At 54.5% G+C, this 14,384-nt stretch carries 15 protein-coding genes; 10 read left to right on the plus strand and 5 right to left on the minus strand.

Annotated features, from left to right (window positions below; genetic code table 11):
- The first annotated feature begins 26 nt into the window (after nucleotides 1–26).
- Nucleotides 27–665, plus strand: a complete 639-nt coding sequence (locus HMPREF1028_RS11265; protein WP_009312878.1) for a DedA family protein — start codon at nucleotides 27–29, stop codon at nucleotides 663–665.
- 228 nt (nucleotides 666–893) lie between these two features.
- Here HMPREF1028_RS11265 and HMPREF1028_RS11270 read toward each other — a convergent pair whose 3' ends face one another.
- Nucleotides 894–1,313: a YidB family protein gene (locus HMPREF1028_RS11270; protein ID WP_003756377.1), complete on the minus strand. Its 420-nt coding sequence runs from the start codon at nucleotides 1,311–1,313 to the stop codon at nucleotides 894–896.
- A 642-nt stretch (nucleotides 1,314–1,955) separates the two neighbouring features.
- Here HMPREF1028_RS11270 and HMPREF1028_RS11275 point away from each other — a divergent pair.
- The 5 genes from HMPREF1028_RS11275 (at nucleotide 1,956) to HMPREF1028_RS11300 (ending at nucleotide 6,455) form a co-directional block, all read left to right on the plus strand.
- A complete protein-coding gene (locus HMPREF1028_RS11275; RefSeq protein WP_009312879.1) occupies nucleotides 1,956–4,136 on the plus strand; it encodes a TonB-dependent siderophore receptor in 2,181 nt (726 codons plus the stop codon).
- 265 nt (nucleotides 4,137–4,401) lie between these two features.
- Complete coding sequence (locus tag HMPREF1028_RS11285; RefSeq protein WP_009312880.1) at nucleotides 4,402–4,677, plus strand: hypothetical protein; 276 nt, start codon at nucleotides 4,402–4,404, stop codon at nucleotides 4,675–4,677.
- A 22-nt stretch (nucleotides 4,678–4,699) separates the two neighbouring features.
- Nucleotides 4,700–5,479, plus strand: coding sequence for a PepSY-associated TM helix domain-containing protein (locus HMPREF1028_RS15615; RefSeq protein ID WP_232203845.1), 780 nt, complete (start codon nucleotides 4,700–4,702; stop codon nucleotides 5,477–5,479).
- On the plus strand, nucleotides 5,476–6,174 hold the full coding sequence (locus HMPREF1028_RS15620; protein ID WP_009312882.1) for a PepSY-associated TM helix domain-containing protein: 699 nt from the start codon (nucleotides 5,476–5,478) through the stop codon (nucleotides 6,172–6,174). Before HMPREF1028_RS15615 ends, HMPREF1028_RS15620 begins: the two co-directional genes overlap by 4 nt.
- A 2-nt stretch (nucleotides 6,175–6,176) precedes the next feature.
- On the plus strand, nucleotides 6,177–6,455 hold the full coding sequence (locus HMPREF1028_RS11300; protein WP_009312883.1) for a DUF3325 family protein: 279 nt from the start codon (nucleotides 6,177–6,179) through the stop codon (nucleotides 6,453–6,455).
- Between the two features lie 461 nt (nucleotides 6,456–6,916).
- Here the strand turns inward: HMPREF1028_RS11300 and HMPREF1028_RS11305 are convergent, their stop codons facing one another.
- Nucleotides 6,917–8,074, minus strand: coding sequence for a sugar transporter (locus tag HMPREF1028_RS11305; protein ID WP_009312884.1), 1,158 nt, complete (start codon nucleotides 8,072–8,074; stop codon nucleotides 6,917–6,919).
- Between the two features lie 135 nt (nucleotides 8,075–8,209).
- Between HMPREF1028_RS11305 and HMPREF1028_RS11310 the strand changes: the two genes are divergently transcribed.
- The 4 genes from HMPREF1028_RS11310 to HMPREF1028_RS11325 all read left to right on the plus strand — a co-directional run bounded on the left by HMPREF1028_RS11310 (nucleotide 8,210) and on the right by HMPREF1028_RS11325 (nucleotide 12,079).
- Entirely contained in the window at nucleotides 8,210–8,587 is a 378-nt protein-coding gene (locus HMPREF1028_RS11310; protein WP_009312885.1) for a hypothetical protein, read from the plus strand.
- Nucleotides 8,588–8,719: 132 nt separating this feature from the next.
- Entirely contained in the window at nucleotides 8,720–9,970 is a 1,251-nt protein-coding gene (glyA, locus tag HMPREF1028_RS11315; RefSeq protein ID WP_003756352.1) for a serine hydroxymethyltransferase, read from the plus strand.
- A gap of 199 nt (nucleotides 9,971–10,169) precedes the next feature.
- On the plus strand, nucleotides 10,170–11,384 hold the full coding sequence (locus tag HMPREF1028_RS11320) for a pyridoxal phosphate-dependent aminotransferase (protein WP_009312886.1): 1,215 nt from the start codon (nucleotides 10,170–10,172) through the stop codon (nucleotides 11,382–11,384).
- Between the two features lie 14 nt (nucleotides 11,385–11,398).
- Complete coding sequence (locus tag HMPREF1028_RS11325; RefSeq protein ID WP_009312888.1) at nucleotides 11,399–12,079, plus strand: Sir2 family NAD-dependent protein deacetylase; 681 nt, start codon at nucleotides 11,399–11,401, stop codon at nucleotides 12,077–12,079.
- A 349-nt stretch (nucleotides 12,080–12,428) separates the two neighbouring features.
- Here the strand turns inward: HMPREF1028_RS11325 and HMPREF1028_RS15210 are convergent, their stop codons facing one another.
- From HMPREF1028_RS15210 to HMPREF1028_RS11335, 3 genes are all read right to left on the minus strand, one after another.
- Nucleotides 12,429–12,575, minus strand: coding sequence for a hypothetical protein (locus HMPREF1028_RS15210; RefSeq protein WP_003767024.1), 147 nt, complete (start codon nucleotides 12,573–12,575; stop codon nucleotides 12,429–12,431).
- A 191-nt stretch (nucleotides 12,576–12,766) separates the two neighbouring features.
- Nucleotides 12,767–13,621 (minus strand): prolipoprotein diacylglyceryl transferase, encoded by an 855-nt coding sequence (gene lgt / locus HMPREF1028_RS11330; protein WP_009312890.1) that lies wholly within the window; start codon nucleotides 13,619–13,621, stop codon nucleotides 12,767–12,769.
- 110 nt (nucleotides 13,622–13,731) lie between these two features.
- Nucleotides 13,732–14,384, minus strand: a 653-nt coding sequence (locus tag HMPREF1028_RS11335) for a carboxypeptidase family protein (protein ID WP_009312892.1), incomplete at its 5' end; no start/stop codon positions are given.

Genomic DNA, 14,384 nt, shown 5'->3' on the forward strand with positions numbered 1-14,384 from the left:
TGTCTTTTTTATTTCAGGAAAATCTCGTGATTTCGACCCTTATTGATTTTATCCTCCACATCGACCAGAATTTGGTCGAGATTTCCGCGCAATACGGCGTATGGATTTACGCGGTGTTGTTTTTGATTATTTTCTGCGAAACCGGCTTGGTGGTTACGCCGTTTCTGCCGGGCGATTCGCTGCTGTTTGCCGCGGGCGGGATTGCCGCGGTCGGCAGCATGAATATTCATGTCATGATCGCGCTGCTTTTGGCCGCCGCAATTTTAGGCGATGCCGCCAACTTCATGATCGGCAAGTTTTTCGGGCGCAAACTCTTTGCCAACCCCAATTCCAAAATCTTCCGCCAGTCGTATTTGGAGAAAACCCACGCGTTCTACGAAAAACACGGCGGCAAAACCATCATCATCGCCCGCTTCGTCCCGATTGTGCGGACGTTCGCCCCGTTTGTCGCGGGCATGGGCAGTATGCACTACGGCACTTTCATCCGCTACAACATCATCGGCGCGGTATTGTGGGTCTTGTCGTTTTCCTATGCCGGCTATTTCTTCGCCAATATTCCGGTGGTGAAAAACAATCTGGCTTTAGTGATGGTCGCGATTATCGTGATTTCCATCCTGCCGGGTGTGGTCGAAGTCATCCGCGCGAGAAGGGCAGCGAAGAAGTAAAAATTGTTTGAACCATAAGAGAAGGTCGTCTGAAAACGTTTTTCAGACGACCTTTTTGTATAGTGGATTAAATTTAAATCAGGACAAGGCGACGAAGCCGCAGACAGTACAGATAGTACGGAACCGATTCACTTGGTGCTTCAGCACCTTAGAGAATCGTTCTCTTTGAGCTAAGGCGAGGCAACGCCGTACTGGTTTAAAGTTAATCCACTATATTTTTCGTACTGCTTATTTGGTGAAGTTCTTCAATATCGCCGAAGCAATATCGTCCAAACCGAATCCGTCCGCATCCTGCGCAGAACCGTTCGGCGTGGCTTTGTCTACCAGATTGGGCAGAATCTGCGCCAACATATCGCCGGCTTGCTGGCTGTCGAGACCGAATTTTTGCGCTACTTGGCTGATGGCATCGCTGCCCAAAGCGTTTTGCAAATCGCTGCCGGATACGGGCAGGTTGCTTTGTTGGTTGGAAACCCAGCTATTTAATACATCGCCCAACCCGCCTTGTTGCAACTGATTAATCAGATTGCCCACGCCGCCTTGTTGTTGTACCAAATTCATCGCCATGTCGGTCAGCGAGCTTTGTCCGTTTTCATCTTTGCCGCCCAAGGCTTGTGCCGCCGCGTTCAACAAACTGTCCATTAATGCCATAAAGCCTCCTTGTGTGATGTGTGAGTGTGAAGTGTAAAGAAACCAGAGTGTAACAAAATTCCGACGCTTGTTTGCCAATTTAACCCAATTCAACAGCGAATTGACGAGCTGCTACAAAAGTAAAGGTTGTCTGAAATTTATAGTGGATTAACTTTAAACCAGTACGGCGTTGCCTCGCCTTAGCTCAAAGAGAACGATTCTCTAAGGTGCTGAAGCACCAAGTGAATCGGTTCCGTACTATCTGTACTGTCTGCGGCTTCGTCGCCTTGTCCTGATTTAAAGTTAATCCACTATACAACTCATCATTTCCGTGTAGGTGGGGATCCGAAGGACTCTTTGGGCAGCAGTAATTTTCCAGAGATTCCAGAAATCCAAAGTGTTGGATTCTCGTCTCAGCCTGCCTTCGCGTAGACCGGGGTGGGAATGACGGTATTCAATATCCCCTTTCCAAACTTTTACAAACCCTCTGTCATTTCTTTTTCCTATCCCTGTTCACCGCATCATAGCGTCCTGCCCGTTTCGCATTTTTCTACCCCGTCTTCCGCATAAAACAAAATGAAACAAAATTACCAAATTTTATACAAAAATTATTATCAATCCTATCAATCTATTGTTTGAACTTGAAAAGGAGAATTTGTAGCAATGAAGTTTTACCGTTTGAGCGCGCCGCTGTTACTTATCCTGCCTGTCTGCACGCAGGCGGCGGACGCATACGTTCCCGCCGATGCCGAACCGGCAGCAGTTACCCTTTCCACTGTTACCGTGCGCGGCAAGAGGCAGAAGTCGTTGAACAAGGGCTATACCGCTTCGGGCACTTACGCCGCAACGGGGATGCCGCTGACGCTGCGCGAGGTGCCGCAGAGCGTGAGCGTGGTAACCGACAAACAGATGAAGGACCAAGGCAAGCGCAGCGTTTACGACGCGCTCTCATGGGTCAACGGTATCAGCGGCAATCCGGCAAGTTCGCGCTATGCGGTAACCAACATGTATGCGCGCGGCGAGAAGGTCAACGATTACCAGATAGACGGCATGACCACCGAAATCGACGGCAACCAACTGCTGAACTCGGGCGCGTACGAGCGGGTGGAAGTCGTGCGCGGCACTTCCGCCTTGCAGGGCAGCGTGGGCGACCCGAGTGCGACGGTGAACCTGGTACGCAAGCGTCCGACCAAAGAGCGGCAGGCTGAAATTTCCGTCGGTATCGGCAGATGGCGGCGTTGGAATGCCGAGGCCGATGTGTCCGGACCGCTCAACCCAAGCGGCAGCCTACGCGGCCGTGCCGTGGTCAACGCCGAGGGCGGGCGACATTGGACCGAGGGTTCACGCGACCGCAGCGGCATGGTTTACGGCATTGCCGAATACGACTTTTCGCCGCAAACCACCGCCTACGCCGGCATCAACCACCAGCGCGCGCGCGAAAAAGAATTTTACGGCGGGGACCTGCCCGTTTACGACAGTGCAGGCTACCCCACCCGCTTCGGCATCCGTGACAACAACAAAATCAAAGGCAGCAGGTATAGGGAACGCGCGACGGAACTCTTTACCGGACTGGAACACCGCTTTGAAAACAACTGGAAAGCCAAGCTGGAATACCGCTACAACCGTGAGAAAACCCTCAATCCCGGTATGGGTGACACCCCATACAGCTATCTCAGGCACGACGACAGCTCGGCCAGAGCCAATTTTTATAAAATGGCCGACAATATCGTCAGCCATGCCTTCAGCTTCAAGCTCAACGGGCAATACGATTTATGGGGGCGCAAACACGAAGCCGTATTCGGCATCGGAGGCTACCGCACGCGGAACAAACGCGCCTGGGCAAACCCTGAAGGCAACTATTCCATAGACGACATCTACGATTTCATACGCCGCCGCGACTATCCCGCCATCGCTTCCGTCAACGACTGGAAATGGGAGGGAGACACCATCGCAACACGCCAAATCAGCGGCTATGCCGCCACCCGCCTGCACGCCACCGACAAACTCTCGCTGCTTTTGGGCGCCAACTACGCCCGCTACCATTACCAAGCCATACCGGTTGGCGGCAGCCCGAATACGGAAGCCAAAGAAGGCCGCTTCGCCCCCTACGCCGGCATCACCTACGACCTCACCGACAACCTCTCCGCCTACGCCTCCTATAGCCGCCTGTTTATGCCGCACGAAAACGGCGGAACAGACATCAACCGCCGCCCCATCGATCCGATTACCGGCCGCACCGTCGAGGCTGGACTGAAAGGCGAATGGCTCGGAGGCCGTCTGAACGCCTCGCTGTCGGTGTTCCAATCCAAACGGCGCAACGTCGCCGTCGAAGCGGGCAAATTTGACAACGACGACACCTACTACCGCGCAGCGAATACCAAAGCCCACGGCTGGGAAGCCGAAATCAGCGGCTCGCCCGCCGAAGGCTGGGACATCAGCGCGGGCGTGCAGTCGCACCTGACCCGCGAAGAAAACGGCAACCGGCCCAACAGCCAATACGACCCGCGCCACAGCTTCAAACTCTTCACCACCTACCGCCTGCCCAAAACCCGTTGGACCCTCGGCGGCGGCGTGCGCTGGCAGAGCAAGACCTTTGTGGACAAATACAGTGACCTCAGCAATATCGAGTTTGACGACGATGAAGCCAAAGAACGCGCCCGCGTCCTCTCCCGCCAAAAATCCTTCGCCGTGGTTGACCTGAACGCGCAGTACCAAGTTTCGAAAAACGCCGAACTGACGCTGAATTTCGACAACGTATTCGACAAACGCTACCGCATGGATACGGCGTACCACGACTACGGCCAGCCGAGGAGTTTGTCGGGGACGCTCAGGTATAAGTTTTGACGGGGTTTGGGGTTGCTGTAATTCTTGAAGGTCGTCTGAAACCTATAATCCGTCATTCCCGCGCAGGCGGGAATCTAGGAATCTTTGGGATTCGGCGATTTTTAGAGATTCCTGAAACTCCAAAGGTCTGGATTCCCGTTTTCACGGGAATGACGGTCGTGAGGTTGCCGTACTCTGCAAAGGCTGTCTGAAACCTGTCATTTCTAAAGGTCGTCTGAAAAACACCCAATCGAATAAAAGTAACAAATATTCCAAGGAAAACCATATGAATCCCATCCTGCCACGCCCGCTGCACATCGCGGCGCGGATTGTGCTGGCTTCGGCCGGAAGCTACTGGGTATCCGCGCTGGCGGCGGGTACGGTTCCGCTTTATGCAGGCGGGGCAACCAATGCCGTTTACGGCGGCACCCTCCTAGGCATCACGCTGCTGCCGCTGGTATTTCTGTGGGCGTTGGCGGCGCGGCGGCTGCGGACGGTGTTTTGCGTGCTGTCGCTGTCGGTGTTGCTGCTTTCGGCGGCAGGGGGGCTGCCGCATGGCTAAGGAGGCGGGGCTTCGCAAGGTAATGGCGGAAATCCACACATGGACGGGGCTGATCTGTTCGTGGGTTTTGTTCGTAATATTCCTTGCGGGAAGCATTGCGTTTTTCCGTGCCGAACTGGATGTATGGATGCAGCCGGAGCTGCCGTTTTCAGACGGCCTGCCGGACGAACGGGTTTCGCTGGCGACCGCCCTGGACTATCTGCGCCGCCATGCGCCGAATGCGGCAGAATGGTCGGTTTCTCTGCCGACCGAACGTTCGCCGTACCTGGATTTGGGCTGGACGGAGAGCGGGGCCGAAGAGGCGTCCTATACCACCATCAGCCCTTATCCTGACGCGCCGCAGTCCAAACCGCGCGAAACGGCGGGGGCGGGTTATCTGGTTTCCATCCACAGCAACCTCGCGGCGGCGGAATACGGCGGTTACTGGCTGACGGCTGCGGCCGCGGTGGTCGCGCTGGCGGCGGTAATCAGCGGCGTGATTGTGCATAAAAAGATTTTGGCGGAGTTTTTCACTTTCCGCGCAGGCAAAAAGCTCAGAAGCTGGCTGGACGCGCACAACCTGCTGGGCGTTCTGCCGCTGCCGTTTCATGTGATGATTGTTTACAGCGGCCTCTTGCTGACTTCGCATACGGTGATGACCTACAGCCAAACGGCGGCGGAATTGTCGGATGAAGAATTCGAGGCGCGCTCCGCCTATGTGTCGAGCCGTCTGAAAAAGCGGGGAAGCGGTGGGAGATGGCGGATTGGTATCCGACGGTGCAAAAGTTGCGCCCGAACGGGACGGACAAGGAAATCAACTTGACCATCACTGACCCCGACCGCGAAGAAGCGGTGTTGTCGGCGGATTATTTCGACAAAAGAAGCGTCGGCTCGAACCCTGATTTGTCGGTGGCGGTACGTTTGCGCGACGGGGCGCAGGTGTACCGCAAAGATGCCTACGGCGGCTTCGAACAGGCCTACTCTTCGCTCTACAGCCTGCATACGGCGGGCTTTGCCGACTATCCGACGCTCTGGCTTTATTTCTTCAGCGGTATGGCGGGTTGCGGTATGATTGCGACGGGTGCGGTAATGTGGCCGATGAAACGGCGCAACCGCAAACAGCCGGCCCTGCGCGGGATTGTGTGGGCGGAACGCATCAACATCGCCGTGTTCGCCGGCTTCCCGCTCGCCTGCACCGCCTTTTTCTGCACCAACCGCCTGCTGCCCGCAGACTGGGACGGGCGCGAAATTTGGGAAGCGCAAAGCCTCTTTGCCGTCTGGGCCGCTGCTGCGGTTGCCGCTTTCTTCCCTTGCCCCGCGCATATCAAATGGCGCGGCCTGTTTTACGCCGCCGCCGCACTGTGCACCCTGATCCCGCTCTTGGATATTTATGTCGGACGGCCTCTCTGGCTGTCGATTCGGTCGGAGGACACGCTCTATTGGACGGTGGAACTGTGTTTCCTGACATTTGCGGCAATATTCTTCCTCATCGCCCGCCGCATCGCAAAGGCGCAATGACCATGCTGTATTTCCTGATGTTTTCCCTCTGCTTCGGCGGCTTTTTCTGCCTCATGCTCTCGCAAACGCCCCACGCCAAAACTATGCTCGGACAACCCGTCCAACACCCCGCCCGCCTGCGCCTCGCCGGCGTAACACTCCTCGCCGCCGCCCTTGTCGCCGCACTCGCTTCGCCCCATCCCGCCGCCGCCAGCACAAGCTGGTTCGGCTGCCTGAGCGCAGGCGCAGCCTTGTGCGCGGTTGCGGTTTATTTTCGGGGAAAGGAAGCCCGCAGGAAGTAAAATTTATCGGATTAAAATCAAAAGTCGTCTGAAACAAAACAACGTTTTCAGACGACCTTATTTTATATAGTGGATTAACTTTAAATCAGGACAAGACGACGAAGCCGCAGACAGTACAGATAGTACGGAACCGATTCACTTGGTGCTTCAGCACCTTAGAGAATCGTTCTCTTTGAGCTAAGGCAAGGCAACGCCGTACTGGTTTAAAGTTAATCCACTATAATGTTTTGAATAAACGAAGGTAAAGAGCATGGATAAGGTTTCAGACGACCCCAAAGGTCGTCTGAAAATCCAATCATCGAAAAGAAAAACCGGATTCCCATCAAAGGAATCCGGTTTGTTTTATTCCAAACTTAGAAATCCATTCTCACGCCTACGCGGACGGAGCGTACCGACTGCGGGGCGATGTATTTAAATAAAAAAGAAACGTTTTCAGACGACCTCTTTTTTATACAACCCTCTTATTTCCGCATCTCAACCAACATCCGGCACACGCCCAATCCTGCCGCTGCCAAGATTGCGGCGACAAAACCGATGTTGGAAATGCCCGCCCAGACGGTAACGTAATGTCCCAAAAGCGCGCCGCCGCCGATGCCGACGTTGTAGAGGCCTGAATAAATCGAGTTGGCCACATCCGTCGCATCCGAGGCAAAGTCCAATACTTTGGAGACCATGCCGAGGCTCAAGACGACGATGGCGATACCCCAGACAAACACCAGCGCGTAAACGGCTATCGGGTAAGCGGCAAGGGGCAGCAGGCAGAGCGTTGAAGCCATGATGACGGATACCGAGGTCATCAGGAATGCGCGCTGGTGTTTGGCAAACCATTTGCCGAACAGATACGACGCGGCAAACCCCGCCAGCCCGTACAGGCTCAAGACGATGGTCACTTGTTCGGGCGCGAAGCCGCCGGCTTGCAGGACGAAGGGTTCGATATAGCTGTATGCCGTAAAGTGGGCGGTAATCAGGAGGACGGTCAGCGCGTAGAGCAGCATGAGGTTTTTACGCTTGAGCAATCCGGGCAGGCTTTTGAGCGAACCTGTGTTCACGCTGGGCAACAGCGGCAGGTTTTTCGCCAATATGCCCATGACTGCCGCCGCGCAAAGTCCGATAAGCAAAAAGCTGAACTGCCAGCTTGAATGTTGCCCGATAACGCGCCCCAGCGGGATGCCCGCCACCATTGCCATGACCGTCCCCGTACTGAGCAGCCCCAAAGCCTGATTGCCTTTGCCTTGCGGCGCAACACGCACTGCCAGCGAGGCGGTAATCGACCAAAACACGGCGTGCGTCAGGGCGATACCGATGCGGCTGACGAGCAGGATTTCGAAACTTCGGGCGAAATAGGAAACGATGTGGCTGATGGTAAAGAACGCGAAGAGGATGAGCAGCAGCTTTCGGCGTTCGATATTTTTCGTTGCCAGCATCAGCGGTAACGACAGCAGTGCGACGATCCACGCATACACGGTAATCATGATGCCGACTTCGGTCGGCGGCATATTGAAGGTCGCGCCGATGTCGCTCAATAGGGCAATCGGGATATATTCGGTGGTGTTGAAAATGAATGCGCCGACTGCCAGGGCGATGACGCTTAGCCATTGTTTGTTTGTGTTTGCTGACATTGAGGTTTCCCTTTTTATATTTTTCTTCAAGATTTTAACGAATCTGTAATTATACTACTTTCAGACGACCTTCCTACTGCGCCGACGCAAATTTCCACCCTAGACGCTCCCGCATCATCGGCATACAATCTTTGCATGAACACCAAACGCCCCAAGCTGTCCCGTTTTGCCCATATTTACGGCATGAACGGGCAATTCGTCCTGTTGGAACAGCATTCCGAGTGGATGCCAGTCAACGATGCCGACTACGACAATGCGCCTGCATTGCCGGAGGGGTTCGTGTTTGCGGATGAAGCGTTCTATACGACCGACGGCAGCGTGCCGCCGCTTGTCCTGCCCGACAACATCAAAATCTTCAACGAAGAAGCGCGCAAACTCGAACGCCGCAGGCTCGATGCGCTGGCTTTGGAGGAGTTGGGCAAAAACCTCGCCGCCGCCCAAGCCGAGACCGACCTCGAAGCCCTGCTCGAAAAAATCGACTTTCATTTGAAACAAGACAATCTGTTCAAATAAAACTTTTCAGACGACCTCCCAAGTCGCTAAGGGGTCGTCTGAAAGATAAAATCGTTGACAATCCAAACCGATTTGGTACATTGTTCAACACTTATCAATCCCCGTTTCCCAACCGACAAAGGAGTCGAGAAGATGTTTTCAAAAAGCGTCAACCTAGCCCAATATGATCCGGAGCTGGCAGCCGCCATCGCCCAAGAAGACCAACGCCAGCAAGACCACGTCGAACTGATTGCTTCCGAAAACTACGTCAGTTGCGCCGTGATGGAGGCACAAGGTTCGCAATTGACCAACAAATACGCCGAAGGCTACCCCGGCAAACGCTACTACGGCGGCTGCGAATACGTCGATATCGTCGAACAGCTGGCAATCGACCGCGTCAAAGAACTCTTCGGTGCGGAATACGCCAACGTCCAACCCCATTCCGGCTCCCAAGCCAACCAAGCCGTGTACGCCTCCGTCCTCAAACCCGGCGACACTATCCTCGGCATGAGCCTCGCCCACGGCGGCCATCTGACCCACGGCGCCAGCGTCAACATTTCCGGCAAACTCTACAATGCCATTACCTACGGCTTGGATGAAAACGAAGTCCTCGATTACGCCGAAGTCGAACGCCTCGCGCTCGAACACAAACCCAAAATGATCGTTGCCGGCGCATCTGCCTACGCCCTGCAAATCGACTGGGCGAAATTCCGTGAAATTGCCGACAAAGTCGGTGCCTACCTCTTTGTCGATATGGCACACTACGCAGGCCTGATTGCCGGCGGCGAATACCCCAACCCCGTCCCATTCTGCGACTTCGTGACCACCACCACCCACAAAACCCTGCGCGGCCCGCGCGGCGGCGTGATTTTGTGCCGAGACAACACGCATGAAAAAGCGTTGAACTCTTCCATCTTCCCAAGCCTGCAAGGCGGCCCGCTGATGCACGTCATCGCCGCCAAAGCCGTTGCGTTCAAAGAAGCCCTGCAACCCGAGTTCAAACAATACGCGAAACAGGTGAAAATCAACGCCGCAGCGATGGCGGAAGAATTGGTCAAACGCGGTTTGCGCATCGTTTCCGGCCGCACCGAAAGCCACGTTTTCCTCGTTGACCTGCAACCGATGAAAATCACCGGCAAAGCCGCCGAAGCCGCATTGGGCAAAGCAAACATCACTGTCAACAAAAACGCCATTCCGAATGACCCGGAAAAACCGTTCGTTACCTCCGGCATCCGTATTGGCTCCGCCGCCATGACCACGCGCGGCTTCAACGAAGCCGACGCCCGTGTCCTTGCCAACCTCGTTGCCGACGTGTTGGCAAATCCTGAAGACGAAGCGAATCTGGCAAACGTTCGCAAACAAATCACCGCGCTTTGCGACAAATACCCCGTTTACGGCGCGTAACCGGCTTGCCCGTTTAAGCATTTTGTAACACGGAAAGGTCGTCTGAAAATCCTGAAAAAGGGTTTTCAGACGACCTTAATTTGTTTTTGGTGCTTGATTCTTGAAGCGGCGGGCAAAAATCCCGCATTTACCCCTTTCTTTCCGCCTGCAAACGGAGTACATTTATCCCCATTGTTAACAATTTTACGGAACACACATCATGGAGAAATTTCCCAAGTCGTCCAAGCTGGACCATGTTTGCTACGACATCCGCGGCCCGGTACATAAAAAAGCCCTGCAACTTGAAGAAGAAGGCCATAAAATCCTCAAGCTCAATATCGGCAACCCTGCGCCGTTCGGCTTTGAAGCGCCCGATGAAATTTTGGTGGACGTAATCCGCAACCTGCCGACTGCGCAGGGCTATTGCGATTCCAAAGGGCTGTATTCCGCCCGCAAGGCCATCGTTCATTACTATCAAACCAAAGGTCTGCGCGACATTTCGGTCAACGACGTTTACATCGGCAACGGCGTGTCCGAGCTGATTACCATGTCCATGCAGGCACTTTTGAACGACGGCGACGAAATCCTGATTCCCGCGCCCGACTATCCGCTGTGGACGGCTGCCGCCACTTTGGCGGGCGGTACGGTGCGCCATTATTTGTGCGACGAAGAAAACGACTGGTTTCCCAACCTTGCCGATATGGAAGCCAAAATCACGCCCAAAACCAAAGCCATCGTTGTCATCAACCCCAACAACCCGACCGGCGCGGTATACAGCAAAGAAATTCTGCTCGAAATCGCTGAGTTGGCGCGTAAACACGGCCTGATTATCTTCGCCGACGAAATCTACGACAAAATCCTCTACGACGGTGCGATCCACCATCACATCGCCGCGCTCGCGCCCGACTTGCTGACCATTACCTTCAACGGACTCTCCAAGGCCTACCGCGTTGCCGGATTCCGCCAAGGCTGGATGGTGCTCAACGGCCCGAAAGAACATGCCAAAGGCTATATCGAAGGCCTCGATATGCTCTCGTCCATGCGCCTATGCGCCAACACGCCCATGCAACACGCCATCCAAACCGCTTTGGGCGGCTATCAAAGCATCAACGAATTCATCCTGCCCGGCGGCCGCCTGCTGGAGCAGCGCAATAAAGCGTGGGAACTTGTCAACCAAATTCCCGGCATATCCTGCGTCAAGCCGATGGGGGCGCTTTATATGTTCCCCAAAATCGACACAGAAATGTACGGCATCCATGACGACATGAAATTCATCTACGACCTGCTCGTGCGCGAAAAAGTCTTGTTTGTCCAAGGAACGGGGTTCAACTGGATACGCCCCGACCATTTCCGCATCGTTACCCTGCCGTACACCCACCAAATCGAAGAAGCCATGGGCAAACTCGAGCGCTTCTTGCAGACTTACCGGCAATAAGGCAGGGCAACGGTATGAAAAAATGCGTTGTCCTGACCGGCGCGGGAATCAGCGCCGACAGCGGGTTGCTGACTTTCCGCGACGCGGGCGGTTTATGGGAAGGGCATAAGGTAACGGATGTCTGCACGCCCGAAGCCTTGGCGCGCAATCCCAAGCTTGTGATTGATTTTTACAACCAGCGCAGGCTTCAGGCAAACGCCGCTGAGCCGAACGCCGCGCATCTGGCGTTGGTCAAGCTGGCGCAATATTACGATGTGCGCATCATCACGCAGAATGTGGACGCGCTGCACGAGAAGGCAGGCAGCAGCAAAGTATTGCACCTGCACGGCGAGCTGAACAAACTGCGCAGCACCGTCGATGAAGACGAAATCATCGAATTTACCGGCGAACAGACCGACGATGTGCGCGACAGCCAAGGCAATCCGATGCGCCCGCATATCGTGTTTTTCGGCGAGCAAGTACCGATGTTTGACGCGGCGGTCGAAGAAATGCGCGATGCGGATGTGGTCATGATTGTCGGCACGTCGATGCAGGTTTATCCGGCGGCTTCGCTGATTCATTACGCGCCGCCCGCTGCGGAACGCTATCTGGTCGATCCGAACCCGCAAGGCGTGGGCGCGGATGTCGAAGTGATTCCGAAACGTGCGGCGGAAGGCGTGCCGGCATTGGTCGAGCATTTGATTAGTCGGGCTTAAGACGGTTTGAAAATGCGGAAACGTCGTCTGAAAACGGGCAATGCTTGTTTTCAGACGACGTTTTGTTTTGCAATGGTTATTTTGTGACAAGACAGTTGCCGCGAACGGACTTTGTGTTGCGTTTGGGCAACTTGGTAGGGAGAGGAACAGAACGTCCGATTTTATAGTGGATTAAATTTAAATCAGGACAAGGCGACGAAGCCGCAGACAAGATAGTACGGCAAGGCAACGCCGTACTGGTTTAAAGTTAATCCACTATACAGAATCCGCCATATCCCTCCACGATAAAAAAGGTCGTCTGAAAACCATGTTTCAGGTTTTCAGACGACCTTTGTTTTTCAAAACGGAATCAGCCGCCGCATGCGCCGCAGCAACCGCCTTCGCTGTGGCCGCCGCGTTTTTCTTCGTTGTTGACTACGGGCAGCTCGACTTCTTCAGACTGTTCTTTTTTGTCTTCGGGCAGGTCGTTGACTTTGATTTTGTTTTCTTCTGACATTTTGGGCTCTCTTTAAAAAAGATGGAAAGGTGTGCCACGATACCATCGGGCGGCGGATAAACCAAGTCGGATTTAAGATTTTTTGCGATTCGGTTTGATGAATCGCAAATCGTGCCGGTTTGGAATGGCTGATGTGATAACGGGACGCTGGTTATCGCGTCCCGTTTGGGTTTTCAGACAACCTTTGGGCATCAGTTCAGGCGGTTTTTCTTACCGAACCAAACAAAACCGATCGCGCCCAAAACAATCATCGGCACGCTCAACCATTGTCCCATCGACAAGCCCAAGGTGAGCAGGCCGAGATAGTCGTCGGGCTGGCGGGCGTATTCGGCGATGAAGCGGAAGAAGCCGTAGCCGCCGAGGAAGAGGGAGGCGACTTGTCCCGTCGGGCGCGGTTTTTTGGAGAAAATCCATACGACGATGAAGAGGCAGATGCCTTCAAGGGCGAATTGGTAGAGTTGCGAAGGGTGGCGCGGCAGGACGTGGTATTGCTGCATCCATTCCGCCCAAAGCGGGTTGCGCACGGCGGCGTTGAGGTCTTCTGCGCGCGCTTGCGGGAAGCCCATTGCCCAAAAGGCGTTGATGTCGGTAATGCGGCCCCAGAGTTCGCCGTTGATAAAGTTACCGATCCGGCCGGAAGCCAAACCCAGCGGAACGAGCGGCGCGACAAAATCCATGGTTTTCAAGGTACTGATTTTATGTTTGCGGCTGAACAGCCACATGGCGATGACGACGCCCAAGAAGCCGCCGTGAAACGACATGCCTCCTTCCCAGACTTTGATCATGTCAAGCGGATGTTCGAGGTAGTATGAGAATTTGTAAAACAGGATATAGCCAAGTCGTCCGCCGAGTATGACGCCTATTGCCCCCCAACCTAGGAAGTCGTCGAGCATTTCTTTCGTAAAAGCGGTGTTGCCTTGCTTAATACGGCGGCGACCCAGCCATAGGAAAAGTATAAAGCCGACGATATAGCTGAGGGCATACCAGCGGATGGCGATAGGTCCGAAACTGATTAATGCGGGGTCGAACTGCGGATGTATCATCATGATGTGTGTTCCTTATGGGAAGGGCGGTTTATGTGTTTTTAGCCCGACAAAGGTCGTCTGAAAATCCCGATTGGGATTTTCAGACGACCTTTTGCGTGATGGGAAAAGAATTATCGTAAATCATCGACAACGTTCAAGACAGCCGACAACATGGCTTCGCCCAAACGCAGGGAGCGTTGACCGTTCCAGCCGAAATCGTCGTCGGGCAGGTTGGCATTGTCTTTAAACGGCATTTCGAGCGTATAGGCGAGGCAGTCGAAACGGTTGCCCACCCAGTTGGTCGCGAGCGTCATGTTTGCCTGACCGGGCGCGTCTTTTTCATAGCCGTATTCGTCTTGGAAGTCGGGGCTGGCGGAGAGCAGGGCGGTTTTGAACTGCGTTTCCAGCGCGGCAATGCGCGGATTGTAGTTCGGCACGCCTTCCGTACCGGCAACAAAGACAAACGGCAATGCTTCGTCGCCATGAATGTCTAGGAACAAATCCACGCCGGTTTCCAGCATTTTTTCGCGCACGAGGAAGACTTCCGGGCTTTTTTCCAAAGTCGGATTTTCCCATTCGCGGTTGAGGTTTGCGCCGGCGGCATTGGTTCGAAGGTTGCCCAATACCGAGCCGTCGGGGTTCATGTTCGGCACGATGTAGAACGTGGCGCGGTCAAGCAGAGTGCGTGCAGTCGGGTCTTGCGGATCGAGCAGGCGGCCGAGCAGGCCTTCGATAAACCATTCCGCCATCGTTTCGCCCGGATGTTGACGCGCGATAATCCAGA

Origin of the sequence: Neisseria sp. GT4A_CT1 (assembly GCF_000227275.1) — a bacterium.
Classification (GTDB): Bacteria; Pseudomonadota; Gammaproteobacteria; order Burkholderiales; family Neisseriaceae; genus Neisseria.

Excerpts from the sequence above, each read along its gene's own strand:
- HMPREF1028_RS11270 (WP_003756377.1), bottom strand. The coding sequence starts at position 1,313 with ATGGCATTAATGGACAGTTTGTTGAACGCGGCGGCACAAGCCTTGGGC.
- HMPREF1028_RS11275 (WP_009312879.1), top strand. The coding sequence starts at position 1,956 with ATGAAGTTTTACCGTTTGAGCGCGCCGCTGTTACTTATCCTGCCTGTC.
- HMPREF1028_RS11285 (WP_009312880.1), top strand. The coding sequence starts at position 4,402 with ATGAATCCCATCCTGCCACGCCCGCTGCACATCGCGGCGCGGATTGTG.
- HMPREF1028_RS15615 (WP_232203845.1), top strand. The coding sequence starts at position 4,700 with ATGGCGGAAATCCACACATGGACGGGGCTGATCTGTTCGTGGGTTTTG.
- HMPREF1028_RS11300 (WP_009312883.1), top strand. The coding sequence starts at position 6,177 with ATGCTGTATTTCCTGATGTTTTCCCTCTGCTTCGGCGGCTTTTTCTGC.
- HMPREF1028_RS11305 (WP_009312884.1), bottom strand. The coding sequence starts at position 8,074 with ATGTCAGCAAACACAAACAAACAATGGCTAAGCGTCATCGCCCTGGCA.
- HMPREF1028_RS11310 (WP_009312885.1), top strand. The coding sequence starts at position 8,210 with ATGAACACCAAACGCCCCAAGCTGTCCCGTTTTGCCCATATTTACGGC.
- glyA (WP_003756352.1), top strand. The coding sequence starts at position 8,720 with ATGTTTTCAAAAAGCGTCAACCTAGCCCAATATGATCCGGAGCTGGCA.
- HMPREF1028_RS11320 (WP_009312886.1), top strand. The coding sequence starts at position 10,170 with ATGGAGAAATTTCCCAAGTCGTCCAAGCTGGACCATGTTTGCTACGAC.
- HMPREF1028_RS11325 (WP_009312888.1), top strand. The coding sequence starts at position 11,399 with ATGAAAAAATGCGTTGTCCTGACCGGCGCGGGAATCAGCGCCGACAGC.
- HMPREF1028_RS15210 (WP_003767024.1), bottom strand. The coding sequence starts at position 12,575 with ATGTCAGAAGAAAACAAAATCAAAGTCAACGACCTGCCCGAAGACAAA.
- lgt (WP_009312890.1), bottom strand. The coding sequence starts at position 13,621 with ATGATGATACATCCGCAGTTCGACCCCGCATTAATCAGTTTCGGACCT.